This is a genomic window from Candidatus Liberimonas magnetica, from assembly GCA_020523885.1.
Classification (GTDB): Bacteria; Elusimicrobiota; Endomicrobiia; order Endomicrobiales; family JAFGIL01; genus Liberimonas; species Liberimonas magnetica.
On sequence record JAJAPY010000012.1, the window covers coordinates 1 to 19,115 of the forward strand.

Sequence of the window (19,115 nt, forward strand, 5' to 3'; positions counted from 1 at the left end):
TCTGGTTTGTTTTCTTGATTTGTATGTGTTCATTAACACCTATTTTTACGTCAATATGTATCTTTTGTCATATTTTCGCGCTGCGGGATGCTAATTTATAGCTACTTCAATACTGCTTATAAACATCCTATTTATAAATTGTGCCTGGATTGACAAATGTGACTTATTTAAAATCAATAAAACAAACAAAACATTCATCGAAGCTGCATTTTTATCCAATTATAATAGCGTTCTGTCCGAATTAAAATATCATTTGCTTCTTTTTCTCTAAAAGATCTATCCTCATATTCAACGATATTTTTCATAGCTATAATCTGAGTTAAGGTATTTGCGTACTTTTTGGTTTCTTCAAAATCTATCTGATCAACAAGAAGATGAATAAGGTCTCTATGGTCCTGACTTGAACACCTTATACCTTTCTTGCGAACCAAAAGGCAATCAGTTATCGAAATAGCGCAATGAACTGCTTCCAACCCGACTGAATGCCAGTTCTTGTTTGAATACGATTGAAGCATTGCACTGTAAAAATCATTAGCCTTATCTAAATATACCGTATACTTCGATTTCTCTATATTTTTGAAAGAAACATGTTTGGCATTCATATTGTTATTATCTCACCGGGTGTTTTACCGTAAACAGTTTTGCCAGATTTAATTATATTACTTATCAGTTTATCGCCTTTTTTAGCCTTTTTTATAAACTCATTTATAGTTAAAATATAAGGAGATAATGTGTTGCCGAAATGTTCCATAAAATAAGTGTTTTCTCCGCTGGCAATATCAATAATTTTATCTTTTGCCGCAATATTTTTTATGATTACTAAAACATCTATATCACTTTTAGGTTTTTCATTTTCCGAAGCCAGGCTGCCAAAAAGTATTATTGAAAGAATTTCATTTTTCAAGTTACCTAATGATTGGAGCAAAACAACCCCGATATCTTTTGTTAACTCAACAATACTTTCTTTTTCTGATTTAAATAATGGAATTAGAGTGTTTTTTACAAAATAATGCTCTTTGTTTAAAACAAATAAATGCATACTCCCTGTCTTTTTTACTTTAACTATGCCGTGCGCACAAAATTCCCTTAGCACTTTATGACATTGCCAATGGTTTATATCTGCGGCAGCAGCAATCTCTCTTCCGCTTTGCTGGCCGCTATTGAACGCCAGGTGGCGCAATATTTTAACCTTTACCTTTTGGCCCAACAAACTGTCAAGTACATTCTTGTATTCCATAACACCCTGTCTATTATTAAAGACATTTGTCTGCTATTGTAGACATTATAGCATTTTATAGCAAAAAGTCAATACACCTGTCATGATTTTCTATTTTCTTAGTGTGAATTCCGGGGACACAATACTTAATTACCCCATTTTACGTCATAATGTATCTTTATTACAATTTAGTGGCATTTATACTTAATGTAGATATTGACGAAATCTTATCAATCCTTATCTTAATAACGAGGCTGTTGCTGAACTCCTAAAGTGTCATTGCGAGGAGTCAAAAGACGACGTGGCAATCTACTTTACGACAATAATATATTTTTGAGATTGCTTCGCTAACGCTCGCAATGACAGAAAACAGAGTTCGGCAACAGCCTCTAACTTAAGACCGTCCCCTATCCCTGCGTTTTTAAGATTTATATCAATAGACAAGACAAGTATACCTATTTAAAAATACCTTTTCAAACAAGACACAAGCTTGGCCCGGTATTGTTATGAAACTTTTTCTGATCTTATTTTGTCTAAATGGCGTAAGAGATAAAACCCAAAAATGGGTAAATAATAATGAGAAGTTAACAATTTAGAAGGGTTCAGTGAAGAAAGGCTCGCGAAGCGAGACTTTTTGAACGCCGAAGGGAAACTTAGTTTCCCTCGGGGAGCGTTCCGGCGATAAAATTCCCGATCGAGCCGGAACAATCCTGAGAGAAGCGAAGGTAAGTCCCGCACAAGGCGGGACGCGACATAAAGGAGGAATAAACCATGAGAAGATTAGTAGCTATGGTGCTTGCCTGTGTTTTTGCTTTGCAGGTGTACGGATTGTCGTATGCAATGGATTGCGGGGAAGGCTGCAAGCATTGCCAGAAAAAGGTGGAAAAATCAATGGATAAACACCTTGCAAAAATGACAAAGGAGTTGAGCCTCACGCCAGAACAAAAAGAAAAGGTTGGAGCTATACTGAAAGAAAAGAGCGATAAGATCAAAGCTGAAATGCAAAAAATGTGCGATGCCAAAAAAGCTATCAAGGATGAATCCTACCAGAAGATAAAAGAGGTGTTAACCCCGGAACAGGTGCAGAAATTTGACGAGATGAAACAAAAACGCGAAGAAAAGATGAAAAAGAAAATGAAAAAATGCGAGGAGGATAAGAGCAAAGATGCGGTTGTAAAATAAAAAAAATAAAATAGGACGGCCTTCGTTAACGTGAACTAACAAAAGGCCGTCCTTTTTTATTAATATTTTTTAATTCTTTATAGTAATTATGCTTTGACGGAGTTTAATCACCGCAATCAAGGGAATGCTGTTTTTCTGGCAGCCCCTATTTTACCTGCTCAAACTTGGATACAGGCGCATGGCATATTGCGCATTCTGCAAAATTCAGGTTGTCTGTCAGGTTGCCGCATACAGTGCATACATAAAACCCTTTGGAAGCTTTTTTCCAGGCTTTAAGGTTTTTGAGGGATTGCTCAAACATCATCTTATGGTTTTTTTCAACTCCCATTGCAGAACCGAAAGATATCGCGGCCATCTTTACATTATCCGCTTTTGCCTGTTCTAAGAATTTAGGATACATAGCGTCTGATTCGTAGCTTTCGCCTTTTAAGGCATCTTCAAGGTTTTCTTTTGTGGTTTTTATTTCAGGCAATTTAACCTCTGCCTTTGGCATGCCTCCGAGCTCGACAATAGCTTTTGAATGCAGGCCAGCGTGTATCTCTTCGGATCGGGCAGCAGCTCTAAAAAGCTGTGCTGCCTTTTTGTACCCTTCTTCGTCCGCTTTTTTTGCATAAGCCAGGTACTTTGCTTTAGCGTTTGACTCGCCGTTATAAGCCGTCATAAGGTTGGCCAATGTAGCGGACGGCTGGGGGGTGGCAACTGCGGTAAGTTCTTTTTTTGTATCCGGTGCTGCTATCTGATCCTCGGCATTAATTGAGATCGAAATGCCGGCAAGTACTGTGCAAATTCCTAAAACATACAACACCGAACTTTTGCTGATTTGCTTCATATACCCTCCTTTGTTTATTGAGCCTTATGGCTAATAGGATCGTTTGTTATAATTCTATCTTATTAATGCAGGCTAAAACAATAGCTCATCTCCTGAATAAACTGACTTTATTCTATCTTGCTCTTTAATTTTAAAAAATAATTTGTATAATCGTTGCGGAAGAACATTGGTTATGACCCGTGTACGAAACTAGAATATCAGGGGGGCCTAAAATGAAAACTATACCGTTAATGTTTGCAGTGATCTTTGCAGCAGCAGTTTCTCTTTTTGCAGATATAATTTACCTTAACGATGGGCAGATATTTGGCGGCTGTTTCGCAGGAATGACAGAAAATGTCATTCCAAATCAACGGCCGGTCAACGATCTATAAATATTGTTAAAATCTTTGACAGTTTCATTCATGGATTTCAGAAGTATCGGTTCATAATCATTACTTAAAAGCAAGAGCTCTTTAATTTTAGCTATCATTTCTTTTTTATCGGTACAAATGCAGATCTTTTTATTTGGCGGCGTATGGCCCACATTAAAACAGACAACGTGAAGGCCGCAGTAAAGGGCTTCCATAAAAACGTACCCCTGGCCCTCGTATATTGAAGTATGCAAAAATACCTTGCTTTGCTGCATGTATTTGAAGACTTCTCTACGCGGTAAGGAGCCGGTTAACGTTACATTGCTGTGTAAACCGAGGCCATCGATCTTTTGTTCGAGATATTCCTTTTCTACGCCGTCACCAATCAATACTGCTTTTAATTCCGGAAATTCCTTTGCCAGGACGCTGATTATTTCTAAAAAAAGACTGTAATTTTTCACCGGTATTAATGAACCGGCGCCGAGTACATCTATTTCCCGTTTTGTGTTGCGGTCGTTTATGGGTACCTGTTCCCGGTCCAGCCCGAAAGGGATGACGGTATTTACATTTTTACCCGTAGCTTCACGAAAGAATCTGGATGCATTAGCGGAAGGAGTAGTGACTGTAAGCCGGGAATACTTCAGGAGTCTTAAATAATGGTTTCCAGGTTTTGCATCCTGCCCCATTATACTGGCCACTTGAGGTATATTGAATATAAATGACAGTATTTGCCCGATAAAACTGCATTCACCGAGCCAGAAACTGTGGATTATCCTGAAATTACCGGCTGAATGAAGCCTCGTGAAAAAGTAAATAACTTTAAGCCAGTCAAATAATCTAAGAAGCTTTCTATTCTTCCTTCCCATGGAATAGACTTCAATACCGTTCCATTTATAAGCACGTTTATTAAATGGATATTGAAAGGAAATAATGGTTATTTTCGAATCGGGAAATTGTTTTGCATAATACAGCACATAATTTTGTAATGCCGGAATACAGGCCGTATCATCCTCATTTTGCGGAAATCCGGGAACCAGGAACACGATGTTATTCTTTGGGTTCATAGTATCAACACTCCGTAAACAGAAATAATTATAGCAAATAGTATATTTGCACTGCTTAATATTTAGTAAAATATATTATAGTTTAAATATGCGAAAATTAATTAACAATGAAGCTGTTGCCGGACTTGATTTCCTGTCATTGCGATCCCGCAAAGCGGGAGAAGCAATCTCAAAGATTATTTATCGTTATAATGTAGATTGCCACGTCGCCCTTCGGACTCCTCGCAATGACACCTCAGGAGTCCGGCAACAGCCTCTAATGAGAATGTTAAAATGATACTTTTTATAAACCCAAGAAGCGCCAGCAGAAAATACCGCGTTCCGTTATCTTTGCTTGCCCTGATGCGGATGTTCCCTGAAAATGAAACAAGTATAATCGACTGTAACGGAGTAAAAGACCCGGAAGTTGTCTCTCTAATACTGGAGCATATAGGACTAAAAAGGCCTATCACAGCGGCAGCTCTTACCGTCATGCCTGGCCCTCAATTAAAACCGGCGATAATCATAAGCCGCGCGATAAAAAAACGCTACCCGGAAATTCCTATTATCTGGGGGGGCTATTTCCCAAGCATAAACACGGAAACAGTATTAAAGTCGGATTTTGTGGATATAGCAGTCAGGGGGCAGGGGGAGGAAACGTTTTTTGAAACAATAGAATGTTTAAAAAATAAAAAACCCCTTGCCCTTGTCAAAGGAATTTCTTTTCGCGAGGGTTCAAAGATAGTGCATAATAAAGACAGGGCTCAAACAGACCTCAATCTGTTACCTATAATTGACTGGAACAGGCTTGATATTAATAAATACATTTCAAAAACTATCCTTGGCTCCCGTACTTTCAGCTACCATTCAAGTTACGGATGCCCGTTTTTATGCAAATTCTGCGCTGTTAACACCGTATTTAAAAAAACATGGTTTGCCGAGACTCCTGAACGCATAATAGGAGCTTTAAAACCTTTAATAGAAAAATATAGTATAAATGCCCTGGAATTTCACGATAACAATTTCTTCGTTTCTGAAAAACGCGCGATAGAGACCGCGGAACTTTTGAAACCCTTTAAAATGCGCTGGTGGGCAGAAGGACGGATAGACAGCCTCAATTCTTTTTCTGAAACCACATGGCAGAAACTCAAAGAGAGCGGTTTATTCATGCTGTTCACAGGTGCGGAATCCGGGAATGATGAGACCCTTAGAAGTATCGGTAAGCCTGAAATCAACACAGAACAGATATTTAGTACGGTAAACTTGCTGAAAAAATACGATATAATACCGGAATTATCGTTCATGCTTGGAACAACAAAAGACCCTGATAATGAACTGAAATCAGCTGTTACAATGGTTAGAAAAATAAAACGCATAGAAAAACGGAGCATAATTATTTTTTACCTGTATTCCCCGGTATATGATACTTCGCTTGCCGGAGAGTTGGCTGGCGGAGCTTTTGATTTTCCCGACAATTTAGCAGAATGGCAGAAGAGCAAGTGGGCGTCTTTTGATATGCGGCAGGGAAAACAAATTCCATGGTTGACTAAAAGATTCATACGCCGGGTGAAAGATGCCCAGACAGTTATAAATGCGCGGTTCCCGGCTATTACAGAAATTACAATAAAAACATGGCAAAGGTTATTGCTTAAACTGAGCGCTTCGTACCGTTATGCGTTTAATTTTTACAGTTTCCCGATAGAACAGCGGATATTATTTAAGTTGTTTTCTTACACCCACCCGAACGAAGAGGGGCTATGAACAGATTCTGCTATGACCCTTTCTCTTTTCCGCGTAAATACGTGCGCGCTGTCTATAACAAGATGTTTCATAAAAGACTGCGCCTGCGCGCCGGCCGCACCGCCTGTGTAACAATAAAAGGCACCCGCTTCAATATAGACGAAGGTGTTTTTAACCCTCTCCTGTTTATGACCGGGAAACCATACGCAATAATGCTTGATAAAGTGTTGAAGGAAGGCAGCCGCGGCTCTGTCCTTGATATGGGTACGGGCTCAGGGGTCGGCGCGTTGATCGCAGCCAGGTATTCGGACAAGATCCATGCCGTTGACATCGATTCAAAAGCAGTCGCCTGCGCACGGGAAAACGTTGAGAATTCCGGCAAGATGAGTACGGTCCAGGTCTATCAGGGGGACCTTTTCGAACCTGTAGAAGGATTTGTATATGATGCGATCCTGTTCAGCCCGCCGTATTTGGCTAAAATCCCGGTATCAGGCGCCGGCCGCGCACTTTACGGCGGCAATAACCTTGAAACTATAGACAGGTTTTTTTTCGGGGCAAAACAGCATCTGGCACCTTGCGGTGTAATCTATATGCTGTGCTCAAGCGAAGGGCAGAATGACATGATACTGGAATTTATTAAAAAGCACAAGTACCGGTTCACCCTTTCTGCAATGAGAGATATTATACTGGAGCGGTTGTTCCTTTACAGAATTAATCCGGAGTATTGAAATGGGCGAGAAAGAAAGGGTCCTAAAATTAGTATATTATTTTAATATGTTCGATTATCCGGTTTCTCCACGGGATATTTCCAGCCTGACCGGCATTAAAATCAATACAGCCCAAAAACTGCTTGAAGAAATGGCCGGGAACAGAGAAATTGAAAGAAACAGTGATTACTATTTTGTTCCCGGGAAAATATGGTCTGTTAAAAGGCGTCTGGAGAAAGAAAAAACTTACTCTATTTTAAAGAACAAGATAAGGACGGCAGCCTTCATCCTGTCTCTTATACCTTTTGTACGCGGAATTTTATTGACCGGTGCGGCAAGTAAAGGGGTTTTATCTTTTTATGATGATTTTGATTTTCTAATAATAGCAGAACACGGGCACATCTGGCTGTGCCGCACTATTATAGTGTTGTTGAGGAGGTTGGTCTCTTTTAATTTTCGCCATCCGCGTTTCAGAATGTTTTGCTGCAATTATTATGCAAGCGATGCCTGCCCGGAACTGCCTGACAAAAACGAATTTACTGCTATGGAACTAACAACATCCCAGCCTGTTTACAATGTTGCTCTTTGTAACAAGTTCTATGCGGATAATGCCTGGTCAAAAGGCTACTTTATTTCAAGCCATGTAACGGATAAAGTGGCACCGGTTACTTTTAAATCGTCATTTCTAAAAAAGCCGCTTGAAATACTTATGACTTTTTTAGGAGCAAGGTATATCGAAGATAGATTAAAAAACATGTATTACAGGCACTGGCTCAAAAAAGGGTATATTTCCGGGTTAAACGATTTTTCTAACATGGTATCTGATTTTTATATTAAGGCGAACCCCGGTAATATACAAAAATACCTGCTCGATAAAATAGCAAATTATAAAGCCGGGGAGCATCATTCAAAGCTGCGGACAAAAGCAATAATGCGCCAGCTTGCGTTCTACCGGCCTAAAACATCGGACAAAATGCGGATCTTATTTACTCATGCTTATTATTTAGCGCAAACACTGGGAGAAAAAAGAATAATGAAACCGTACGTGCCTCTAGGGCCGCTTTCTGTTGCATCATCAGTAAGAGAACGGGGATTTGTGGTAAATTTTTTTGATACCACATTTAAAAAAAATATAAATTCTTTTGCCGGTTATTTATACTGGAACCCTCAGCCGGTAATAGGGATTTATATCCTTGAAACAACTAAAAAGAGCGCAGTTAAAATGATAAAAATAGCCAGAGCTTCAGGAAGCGTAGTCGTAGCTGGGGGCCCTGAGCCTTCCGATGACCCTCAATATTACATAGATGCCGGAGCAAATGCGGTAGTAATAGGAGAAGGAGAGGAGACGGTTGTTGAGTTGTTGAATGCCATACAGTACGGCGACAAGCAGGTCAGCGAGATACCGGGCTTGTATTTAGGCAGGGATATCCCGTTTGCGGAAAGAAGACCTGTAAGAGACCTTGACCTTTTCCCTCAGCCTGCAAGGGACCTCGTTGACATGCGCCCGTATTTTAAAACCTGGCAACAGCATCACTCAATAACGTCTTTGCATCTAACCACTTCCAGGGGGTGCCCTTACAAATGTTCCTGGTGTTCAAAACCGGTTTTTGGCACGTCTTTCAGGCAGCATTCGCCCAAATACGTAGTAGAAGAAATGTTGTACCTGAAAAAAAACTATAACCCTTCGCAGGTATGGATAACGGATGACACATTGGGTATTAACCGTTCATGGATAAAAGATTTTCGTGATGAGGTGTTAAAAAAAGAGGCAGCTATTCCTTTTGAGTGCCTTTCGAGGGTGGATGTGGTTAACCCCGAGATGCTCAAACAGCTTAAAGAAACAGGTTGTTTCAGGGTATGGTACGGTGCGGAGTCAGGTTCGCAAAAAATCCTCGATAAAATGAACAAGTCTTTTACCATAGAAGACATAAAAAAAGCTTCTTGTCTTACCCGCAGTGCAGGCATCGAAGTGGGCTTCTTTATTATGGTAGCGTATCCGGGAGAGACTATAGCTGATATTGAACTAACCAGGAACCTCATAAAGCAGGTTAAACCCGACCTGTGCGGTTCTGCGGTCGCATTCCCTATGAAAAAAACCAAGTTTTACGATGAAGTTGAACATCATCTTCTGCCTAACTGGCACTACCCCAGATTAGAGAACAACAATAAGCTTACTTTTAAGGCCGGGTATCCGGGAATATTTTTTAACCTGTCACGGCGCTTAATAGCAAAAGAATGCACGGTATTTGACAAACCCGGGACAGCGTTAAAAGATAAATTAAAGTATGAAATATATAAATCTGCATATGGGATCATGAAATATGTGTTGTCTTGATGATTTAAAATCAGAGTGGAATACTCAGGCAGAAGGGTATGATACCGGTTTTCGCAGCAGAGCTATTGCCCGGTATATTCATAAAAGAACGATGGTATCCTTGAAAGAAGCCTTTAAACCAGGGATGCACCTGCTTGAAATCGGCTGCGGTACCGGTGAAGAAGCGATAGCTCTTGCAAAAATTGGAGTGAGGATAACTGCTATCGATATTTCTTCAAGCATGATCGAGTGTTCAAAACAAAAGGCGAAAAACGAAAATGTGCAGGATTTGATCGATTTTAAGGTTCTACCTGCCGAGCAAATTAACCTTTTGGAACACGGACTATTTGACGGGGCTTACTCGCTTTTAGGCCCTGTAAACTGCATAAATAACATTCAAGTGTTTGCAGATTCCCTGACTTCAATGCTTAAACCGCAAAGCAGCGTTGTTTTTTCTGTTATAAACAAGTATAACTTGTGGGAATTGTTCTATTACAGCTTGAAAATGGATTTTCCTACTGCATTTAGAAGGCTGGGGCATTCCCCTGTTAAAGTAAAACTTACTCCTGGTTCTTGTGATATACATTTATGGTATTATACACCCGGTTCATTTTATAGTTTTTTTAAAAATAATTTTAATACTAAAGAGATAGCAGCTCTTCCGCTTATTATGCCTTCACGGTTTATGGAACGCTGCTGTAAAACAATAAAAATAGAAGGTATTTTAGAGTTTATTGAAAAAGTATTTTCAGGAATTTATCCTCTTAATTGTTTAGGGGATCATTTCCTGATAACAATGAACAAAAGGGGCTAGCATGAAACGATTTATTGCAGGTTTTATTTTTTTCACGTTTTTGGCTTCACCAGCCTTTACGATGTACAGCGATTTTTCGCAGGAGCCGTTCTTGAACCTCCTGCAAACCAAGCCCCTCGAAGACAGGGAGCTGCGGTTTTTCCTTCAGCATCATTATGATAGTGGGAATATCGCTTCAGCGAATATAAGGTTCGGTTACGGTTTCACCAAAAATATAAATATGTATTTGTCTGTTTTAACCCATTCTCAGGTAATTTCAGATGGCACCAATTCTGAAAGCATAGATATAAAAGAATATGAATATTTGTTTTTAACTCCTGTATTAAAAGATAAAAGTAATAATTCTTTAACAAAAGCTTCTTTTATTGGAGGTATAAGCACATTGAGAGCTGACCAAAGCTCCAGCATCAAGTCAACAGGCTATAATAACCAGTACATTCTGCTTGGCTTGTTATATGATCTGTATTCTAAAGACCCGCTTATATTTGAAATAGCGCCGATCTTTGTTACTGATACGAAGGATAACAAAAGCGTATTTGAGGCTTCTTTCGGCTTAAAATATATGATAGGCAAAAGAACAGCGCTTTTTGCCGAATTGCCGATCCTTGTTTCCAATCCTAACAATTGGAAGAATCCGTATTCGCTGGGTTTGCAATATAAGCTTGGCCCGCATATTATTTCACTTTTCGTGACTAATACCTACGGTTTTACAACATCCTATGTCTTGCAGGGAATTGATACAACGTATTACGGTTTCAGGTTTTCTCTGTAGGACTAATTGTTTTTATTTTGAGGGCAAAATACAGGTTGGTAAGAGAGATCACAGCGCCCAAGAGGAATATATATTCGTAGCCTACGGTTTTCCATATTAACCCGCCAAGAAGAGCAATACTTATAGAAAAAATATGATCTATGGATACTCCCGCTGTAAGAGTTGAGGTGAGCTCCTGCGGGTCGAGAGCTATTTTTTGTAAATAAGTGGCACGCGCCATACCAACCGACATAAGCAACTGGTCTGTAATAAAGCATGCACTGGCTATCAAAAGTGCGGTGTTTATAGAGAAGAACTTCTTTGCAAAACCGTATCCCATACAGACAAAAATAAGCACTACGGCTTCGCCGGCCAGGATAGTTTTTTCGCCGTATTTATCTATGGCTCGGCCCAGGATCGGTTTAAATACTATGCCTATAACACCGCCGATGGTAAGGAGTTTCGCTATGGACTGGGTCGGCTGTAAAAAGACGGTGACTAGTATCCACGGGGCAAAAGTCAAAAATATCTGTTTTCTTGTCCCATAGAGGACAGAAAGTATATAAAATAGTTTGTACTCTTTCCTGAACTTAAACCTCGTTCCGGCAGGTACAGGTTTGTTCTTTCTCATGCCGTAAATAAGGAGTGCTCCGATAAAAAAACAAAATGCCGAGATACCAAAAGTGGCGGAAAAACTCAAATGCAGGTACTTAAAACCTAAAAACACCATAAAACTGCCGGCTATAGCGGCAAAATTGCCTGCCCCCTGAAGCTGTCCAAGCCTTTTTCCGGTCTTACCTTCCTGGGCCAGCTCCATACCTATATCGGATGTAAGCGGCAGGAAAAGATGCTGGCCGAGGCTGTACACAAAAAGCCAGAGGAGCATGCTTGAATAACCGAAAGAGAAAAAGCCTATCATAAAAACCCCTAGGGCAGCTATCATCTGGGACATAGCCGCAAGGGTCCTGTTGCACATAAAGAAGAACAGGGCGGAAACAAAAATGACCGAAAGACCGGGGATTTCCCTTGGGAATTCAAGGAATGTCCTCTGGAAATTTGTTATGTTAAAGCGCTCGTTTAAAAAATTATTAAATGTCGAGTCAATAATGCTCTGGGCAAAGCCCAGGCAGGCTGTCGCCAGGATAAATAAGAGAAAATCCCTTGAAATTGATTTGTTCAATATCTTCATACAGGGATAAATTGTATATTATTTAACCTTTCAAATCAATTTCATATTTTTATTAATTGTGTTTAAAAGCCATTACCGATGCGGGACCGGTAAGGGCTCACCGCAGACAGGCATTGCGGGAGTGGATGTCGGGCAAATCAACGTATATCGTTATTTTAGAGATATATTGTTAAATATATTTAAAAGTTGTAAAATAAGTAGGAATAAGGAAAAAGCCCGATACTCTTTGTAGGGCATGGTTCGCAGTTTGCATTATAGAAAAAGGGGAAAAATGAAAAAAATATTAGTGTTTGCAGTATTAGTAATCGTTCTTGCCGTTCCTTACTTAAAAGCACAGGATGCCAGCCTTGATGCAGATCAAAGGCAGAGGTTCCTTGAATCTGACAGTGTTTTTTTTAAGTTATTTCAGCAACATGAATTGAAAAACGACCCGCCAAACATAATATTTTCCAGCGTTCCTTCGATCCTTGTGTATATAGACGGTGACCCTGTATTTTGCCCCATTAAAGGTACGTCTTTGTCAAGAGTTGTTAACACTCAGGTATTTCTTTTAAAGGCCAAGACAGGGAAATATTATCTTCATGTTTTAGACGGATATATGGAAGCGCGGGATTTAAATAGTACTTGGGGCCTTGCAACCAAGCCGCCTCTTGATGAAGCAAAAACACAAAAAATCGCGGACACTATCACGTCCTTAGACCTTCTTGAAGCAGAACCTGACCCCGACCCGGACGCAAACCCGCAAAAGAGGCCCTCTCTTAATAAAATGCAGGCGCCGCATATTTATGTTTCTACCACACCGGCTGAACTTATAGTCAGTGACGGTGAGCCGGATTACTTGCCCATAGACGGTACAAAACTTATGTATCTATCAAATACCGATGCAAATGTTTTTAAAGACCTTGACGGCCAAATGACTTACATTTTGCTTTCAGGCAGATGGTTCCGGGCAGGTTCTGAAAAAGGGCCGTGGGCATATATAAAAGGCTACGACCTGCCTCAGGATTTCGCAAAAATTCCGGATAAAAACCGGAAAGAAAATGTAAAAGCATCAGTTCGCGGGACAAAACAGGCACATGAAGCTCTGATAGCTAACGAAATACCCACTACTGCAAGGATAGACCGCAGAACAGCAGATATCAAGCTTGATATTGACGGCGAACCACAGTTAAAAGCCATCGAAGGTACTCCCTTATACTATATTTTCAATTGTTCTATACCCGTTATCAAGGTAGATCAAAACACCTGGTATGCGGTGTACAACAGCATCTGGTTTAAGGCAAATGATATTAACGGCCAATGGGCCGTTGCGGATTCTGTTCCAGCCGGGATATATTCCATACCGGTTAGTTCTCCGCTTCATTATATTACCTATCTTAAGGTTTACGGCTCTACTCCGGAGTACGTTTATATAGGCCACACCCCGGGTTATTATGGTACCTTAGTATGTACCGATGGTACGCTTGTATTCGGGACAGGTTATATGTATCCGCCATACATAGGAAAAGATGTATGGTATATGCCGTGCCCTACCTACGGTTTTGGGTCTAATCTACGCTGGACTCCGTGGTACGGCTGGAGTTTTGCCTTCAGCTGCGGTTTTCCATATTATTGGCCGCCACGGCCGTTTTGGGGGCCTTTCCGTGCCAGGGGTCATGGTTGGGAAATATCTGTTTCCAGCAATAGTTATCACGGGGTTCAAGGATGGAAGGTTATGCAAGGTAGAGATGCATGGCCTGGCCGTGGTGCCGCTTACAATTCTATAATCGGTAACGTGATCACAGGCCCACAAGGAGGCCTTAAGGTTATCTTTACAGAAAATCCTGACATAGGCCGTAACAAAAATAATGATATTCCCGGATATTTAAATAACCAGGGCAATAAAGCAGGCTCCCAGCCGGACTTGAATCTCAAGCAGGGAGAAAAAGTGCCGGATGTGAAAAAATAGGACAGCGGCGGAAGCGGGCCGGGGAAATAGTAACTTGCAGTATAGGAATTTCAACGGCGAAGATAGGATATCATAATTCCGGGTATTATAATACCTAAATAAAAAATATTTAGAAGTATGGGAAAAAATGTGTTTTTCGGCTGAGGCGAGTTTTACCAGCAGTGTTGTCCTTTCGGGTTTCGGGGTTGCGGCTTATAAAAACCTGAGCAGGCGGCCGCAGCTGCTGTTTGCCTCTATACCGCTCGTATTTGCTTTCCAACAGTTTACCGAGGGCGTACTTTGGCTTACTATTCCTGCTGCGCATGAGTACGAACTCTTGCAAAAAATAACTACTTACATTTTTTTAATTATGGCTCAGGCTCTTTGGCCGGTACTCCTTCCTGTATCAGTTCTATTACTGGAAGAGGATACCGTACGAAAAAAGCTGATCTATGCGTTTCTTGCTTTAGGAGGGGTTGTAGTGCTGTATTACGGGTACGGCATATTGACTTCCAATGTCCAGCTTTCAGCAAAGAACCATTATATCCAGTATCAGGAATATTCAAAAAGCGCATACACCAAGCTGTTTTTTGCGCTTTATACTCTTGCGGCTATCGTGCCTCTTTTTGTTTCAAGCGTTAAAGGAACATCCAAGATGGGCCTTCTTATGCTGGGCTCTTGTATAGTTACGCTGATTTTTTTCGTTCAGTTCCTTACCTCAGTCTGGTGCTTTTTTGCCGCCATAATAAGTTTCCTTGTCTATAAAATACTCAAAGACAGCAACCTTAAAACAAGTTCGGAGTTTCGAGTCCGGAGTTCGGAGTAAAATCTTATCTCTTACCCCTTACACCTTACCCCTGCCAATCGAATTGATATTGACGGATTAAATTTGGTATAATTACGCTCCATTTAATCACGCCTCCGATGCTTTAATACGGAGTCCGACAAAATCGCCGGACATGGCGGGATGTCACCCATCCTTCGTCCATTTCTGGGGCTACGGAGGGCGCAGCGCTATTGAAAGGAGACTCCGTTTCCTGCCGCAGGGGTTCCAACAGAGGAAAAAATCCATAAGAATCGGCCGTTTTTTTAAGGATGACGCATGTCAAGTAAAAAAATTATTTATATTGTACTTAGCCTGATGCTTATTTTGGCAAACAGTGTTTTTGCTGCAAAAATGCAGAAGGTCCTGATACTCTATGATGAAGGCCCGGATAAACGCCAGCCTGCTTTGAATGATGCCAGGTACCTGGCTAACCTGCTGGGGCATTTCAATACATCTATCAATCTCTTGCCTTTAAGCCAGTATAAATCCGGAGAAATAGCCAGGAATGAAATAACTTTTTATGTAAACTATGAAAAAAAGATAGATTTCCCTCAAAGTTTTCTTTCTGACTTTTATCAAAACCAAAAAACTTTTTGCTGGTTGAACCATCAGATCGGAGACGTTGAGCAGGGTTTCTTAAAAAAAAAATACGGGTTCCATTTCCGGGAGTACAGGGAAGACCTGAAATTCAACAAAGTTTTATATAATAATGTTATTTTTCCCAAAGGCGACGACAATATCTCCATCATTTCAATAGACAACCCCTCAATAGTTTCTGTCCTAAGCTATGCCATAAATATCAAAGGCGATAAAGTCCCTTATATAATTAAATCTAAAAACCTGTGGTATATCGCAGATTCCCCGTTCTCCTACTTTATGGAACAGGACAGGTACATAGCTTTTGCAGATATACTCCATGAAATTGTAGGCGAGAACCATCCGGTGTCTCACACAGCCCTTGTCAGGATAGAGGACATCAATCCAAGCACTGAGCACGGGCAGCTTCTTAAGGTGGCGAGATTCCTTTCTTCTAAAAAAATCCCGTTTTCCGTAGGCCTTGTTCCGGTATTCATAAACCCTGCCAATAAGCTTGAGTACCATCTTGAAGACAATCCCAGGCTCCTTTCTGTTTTAAAAAAGATCCCTTCGCTCGGCGGAACGATAGTCCTGCACGGCTATACCCATCAATACCACGGTGTTACGACAGACGATTATGAATTTTGGGACGACATAGCGGATAAGCCCATAAGAGGCGATGCGGTAGAGAATATATCATTGAGGATAGAAAAAGGTTTGAGAGAATGTTTTAATAATGATATATACCCTTTTGCCTGGGAGACTCCGCATTACTTCGCATCGAAAAATACATATCTTGCCATAAAAAAACATTTTTCTTATGAATACGGCAGGCGGGGAGTAATGCAGTACCTCGGAAGCGACCAGTTTTTCCCTTATCTGGTCACTGATATGTACGGCCAAAAAGTCATACCCGAGAACCTGGGGTATTTGCATGTTGAAAATCCTGACCCGGATTCAATAATCGATGCCGCAAGGCTCAACCTTTCGGTAAGGGACGGGTATGCCAGCTTTTTCTTCCACCCTTTTATTGATGTTAAATACCTTAAAAGAATAATCACAGAACTTAAAGATATGGGTTATGTGTTTAAGGACCTGAAATCTTATTTGCCTGAAGTAAAAGCGCGCGACAAAATAGTTATAACCGAAGATTCAAAAGTCAGCATTGAATCTCAGGAAAGGTACATATCTATAAGGGAGTTCGATTATTTCGGGAAAGAAAAGGAAAAGAACATTATTCCCAATACCGTGGGAAAAATATTTACTGAAGTCATGAAATGCCCCTTAGGCAGGTATGCAGTGGTTAAAGCCCAGGATCAGCTCGAACCCAACTTCCTTATAAAAATTTGGAAATCGGCGAAAGCCGACATCAGTTATATGCGGGGCAAGACTATAAAAAAAGGTTACGGGAAACTCGCAGAAATAATGGAAGTAGTGTTCATAAACCCGCCTACTGCTATAACTTCAATTGAGGAAAAGAACGACCTTAACTCATTAAAATCTTCCCTTTCAGTTTCAGGAGTTGCGTATAACGAAGTAACGCCGGCAGATTTTGAAAAAGTTGACCTCCGTGATTACGATATCATCATACTCCCGTATGCCGCGGCAAAAACCTTATCGGAAGACGAACGCAGGCACGTCAAAGAAGCCGTAAGTTCCGGCTCAAACCTTGTCTTTGACGGCAACAGCAAGATAACTGAAGACCTGGGTATAGGGCTGCAGGAAGCGCCTATTGTAGTCCGGCAGATACGCGATTATCAATTTCCGGAAGTACCGCTTTACTGGGCCACGCCTATAACAGTTCGTCCTGTATACAGGTCTGTAGAGAATGATTACAGGACTCTATGTGTAGAAGATCAGACTAATGCTCCTCTGGTGGTTACAAAAAAGTACGAGAAAGGTTCGTATATCTATTTTTCAACGCTTTTTGACCCTAATACCGATAAAGGCTACTCGCAGTACCCGTTTTTCATAGAGATGTTAAATACGGCGTTTGATTATAAGCCTATAGCCCACAGAAAGACTTTGGAGATGTATTTTGACCCCGGGATGAGACAGAACATAAGCATTGAAAAACTTGCAAAACTTTGGCGTAAATACGGTGTAAATAAGATCTATGCAGGGGGCTGGCACTTCTACGACAAATATGCTTATGATTATGAGCGCTTAATAAGGGTCTGCCATCAAAACGGGATACTTGTCTATTGCTGGCTGGAACCTCCTATGGTAAACCAGAAATTTTGGAATAAGTATCCGCAGTGGAGAGAAAAAACAGCGCTCTTAAAAGACGCTAAAGTCTCCTGGCGTTTTCTTATGAACCTGGCAGACCAGAAATGCAGGCAAAAAGTATTTTCAGAAATAGCTTCTTTACTGTCCAAATATGAATGGGACGGCGTAAATCTAGCCGAGCTGTATTTTGAGTCTTCCTCAGGCCCCGAACAACCGCAAAACTTTACTCCGATGAACGATACCATAAGAAAAGAATTCAAAATAAGATACGGGTTTGACCCTGTCGACTTGTTCAATACCGAGAGCCAGCATTACTGGAAGACAAATAAAGAAGACTGGGAAAAATTCGTAGTTTTCAGGATAAACCTTTGTAACAAGCTGAAAATATACTTTCTTGACATGTTAAGGGATGTAAAGCAAAAAAAATCCGATTTTGAAATAATGATGACTGTTATTGACACCACCTTGATGCCTTCTCTTACGGAAAAAATAGCAGAGGATATGGACGAATTGTTCAGGATGCAGAGAAAATATAAGATCACTGTCCAGATAGAGGATGCATCGTTCTTCTGGAGCGGGAAACCGGAAAGGTATTCAAACCTGGGAGAATATTACCGGAAGTTCATAAAAGAAAAGAACCGTCTGGTGCTTGACTGCAACGTATTAGAGAACCACAAGAAAGGGTTAGGGGATATACCCTGCGAAAAACCGACAGGGGAAGAGATGCGGCATATCGCATACAATATGGCTGCAAGCGGCTGCAGGCCGGCCTTTTATTCCGAAGAAACGATATATGAAAATGATTATAGCAACATCACAGCAACGCTTGCCCATGAGACTAAGATAAAATCAGAGACTGATACCCAGTGGAGGATACAGTCGCCTAACATGGTGAGTTTACATACCGGAAAGAAGAACCTGATGACACAGCTGGACGGAGAATTGTGGTTCGCTATCGACGGTGAAAATGTTATAATTCCTGCAGGGGACCACACTCTTAATTTTTTATCAGAGTCGCGTTATTTTGACATGTCAAAGCTAAAACCCAGGCTGAGCTATATTTCAAGCGAATTGAAGTGGGCTACTTTTTTCAATAACCTTATAGAATTTTCCTATTCAGGAGATGATGTACCCTGCTGGGTAGAGATAAGCAAGCGCCCGAATAAAATACTTATTGACGGTAACAAATATTCTTATACAGCTTTTAAAAGCGATAATGGTTTTACCTTGCGCTTACCCAGCGGGGACCATGTGGCAAAGATATCGGTCGGAGGCGGGTTGTCGGACCTGGTGGAAAGCTCAGGAGTTATCCTTCTTTCTATCATAATTATATTCGGGTTTTTTACCAGCGTTTTGTTCCTGGGGTTATTCATTATTATTCAAATAAAAAGGAAATTTACCCCGCCGCAAAGATAGCACCCG

General features: G+C 40.7%; 15 protein-coding genes. 10 read left to right on the forward strand and 5 right to left on the reverse strand.

The genetic code is table 11. The features are described from left to right. Positions 1-194 precede the first annotated feature (194 nt). Together LHV68_09510 and LHV68_09515 are read right to left on the reverse strand one after the other, a co-directional pair. The gene (locus LHV68_09510; protein ID MCB4792111.1) at positions 195-602 is read right to left on the reverse strand and encodes a HEPN domain-containing protein; all 408 of its coding nucleotides are present in this window, start codon (positions 600-602) and stop codon (positions 195-197) included. After that, positions 599-1,237: a nucleotidyltransferase domain-containing protein gene (locus tag LHV68_09515; GenBank protein ID MCB4792112.1), complete on the reverse strand. Its 639-nt coding sequence runs from the start codon at positions 1,235-1,237 to the stop codon at positions 599-601. The genes LHV68_09510 and LHV68_09515 overlap by 4 nt, the downstream gene beginning before the upstream one ends. A 750-nt stretch (positions 1,238-1,987) precedes the next feature. Here LHV68_09515 and LHV68_09520 point away from each other — a divergent pair. Further along, positions 1,988-2,398, forward strand: coding sequence for a hypothetical protein (locus LHV68_09520; GenBank protein ID MCB4792113.1), 411 nt, complete (start codon positions 1,988-1,990; stop codon positions 2,396-2,398). Positions 2,399-2,543: 145 nt separating this feature from the next. Here the strand turns inward: LHV68_09520 and LHV68_09525 are convergent, their stop codons facing one another. After that, complete coding sequence (locus LHV68_09525) at positions 2,544-3,227, reverse strand: rubrerythrin (protein MCB4792114.1); 684 nt, start codon at positions 3,225-3,227, stop codon at positions 2,544-2,546. Positions 3,228-3,439: 212 nt separating this feature from the next. Between LHV68_09525 and LHV68_09530 the strand changes: the two genes are divergently transcribed. Further along, positions 3,440-3,598 (forward strand): hypothetical protein, encoded by a 159-nt coding sequence (locus LHV68_09530; protein ID MCB4792115.1) that lies wholly within the window; start codon positions 3,440-3,442, stop codon positions 3,596-3,598. Here LHV68_09530 and LHV68_09535 read toward each other — a convergent pair. Continuing rightward, the gene (locus LHV68_09535) at positions 3,574-4,641 is read right to left on the reverse strand and encodes a glycosyltransferase (protein ID MCB4792116.1); all 1,068 of its coding nucleotides are present in this window, start codon (positions 4,639-4,641) and stop codon (positions 3,574-3,576) included. The genes LHV68_09530 and LHV68_09535 overlap by 25 nt on opposite strands. A 273-nt stretch (positions 4,642-4,914) precedes the next feature. Here LHV68_09535 and LHV68_09540 point away from each other — a divergent pair, with 273 nt between their 5' ends. From LHV68_09540 to LHV68_09560, 5 genes are read left to right on the forward strand one after another with little or no spacing between them, the layout of a single operon-like run. After that, positions 4,915-6,381, forward strand: a complete 1,467-nt coding sequence (locus LHV68_09540; GenBank protein ID MCB4792117.1) for a B12-binding domain-containing radical SAM protein — start codon at positions 4,915-4,917, stop codon at positions 6,379-6,381. Further along, positions 6,378-7,088 carry a methyltransferase gene (locus LHV68_09545; protein ID MCB4792118.1) on the forward strand — a complete coding sequence of 237 codons (711 nt, stop codon included), beginning with the start codon at positions 6,378-6,380 and terminating at the stop codon, positions 7,086-7,088. Before LHV68_09540 ends, LHV68_09545 begins: the two co-directional genes overlap by 4 nt. Position 7,089: 1 nt before the next feature. After that, a complete protein-coding gene (locus LHV68_09550; GenBank protein ID MCB4792119.1) occupies positions 7,090-9,402 on the forward strand; it encodes a B12-binding domain-containing radical SAM protein in 2,313 nt (770 codons plus the stop codon). Continuing rightward, positions 9,389-10,195 carry a methyltransferase domain-containing protein gene (locus LHV68_09555; GenBank protein ID MCB4792120.1) on the forward strand — a complete coding sequence of 269 codons (807 nt, stop codon included), beginning with the start codon at positions 9,389-9,391 and terminating at the stop codon, positions 10,193-10,195. The genes LHV68_09550 and LHV68_09555 overlap by 14 nt, the downstream gene beginning before the upstream one ends. 1 nt (position 10,196) lies before the next feature. Beyond that, entirely contained in the window at positions 10,197-10,967 is a 771-nt protein-coding gene (locus tag LHV68_09560) for a DUF5777 family beta-barrel protein (GenBank protein ID MCB4792121.1), read from the forward strand. Here LHV68_09560 and LHV68_09565 read toward each other — a convergent pair. Further along, positions 10,951-12,126, reverse strand: a complete 1,176-nt coding sequence (locus LHV68_09565) for an MFS transporter (protein MCB4792122.1) — start codon at positions 12,124-12,126, stop codon at positions 10,951-10,953. The two genes, LHV68_09560 and LHV68_09565, sit on opposite strands and share 17 nt — an antisense overlap. 280 nt (positions 12,127-12,406) lie before the next feature. Between LHV68_09565 and LHV68_09570 the strand changes: the two genes are divergently transcribed. The 3 genes from LHV68_09570 to LHV68_09580 all read left to right on the forward strand — a co-directional run bounded on the left by LHV68_09570 (position 12,407) and on the right by LHV68_09580 (position 19,109). Further along, positions 12,407-14,083, forward strand: coding sequence for a hypothetical protein (locus LHV68_09570; protein ID MCB4792123.1), 1,677 nt, complete (start codon positions 12,407-12,409; stop codon positions 14,081-14,083). A 127-nt stretch (positions 14,084-14,210) separates the two neighbouring features. Then, positions 14,211-14,888 (forward strand): hypothetical protein, encoded by a 678-nt coding sequence (locus tag LHV68_09575; GenBank protein MCB4792124.1) that lies wholly within the window; start codon positions 14,211-14,213, stop codon positions 14,886-14,888. Positions 14,889-15,164: 276 nt separating this feature from the next. Further along, entirely contained in the window at positions 15,165-19,109 is a 3,945-nt protein-coding gene (locus LHV68_09580; protein ID MCB4792125.1) for a polysaccharide deacetylase family protein, read from the forward strand. The last annotated feature ends 6 nt before the right edge of the window (positions 19,110-19,115 follow it).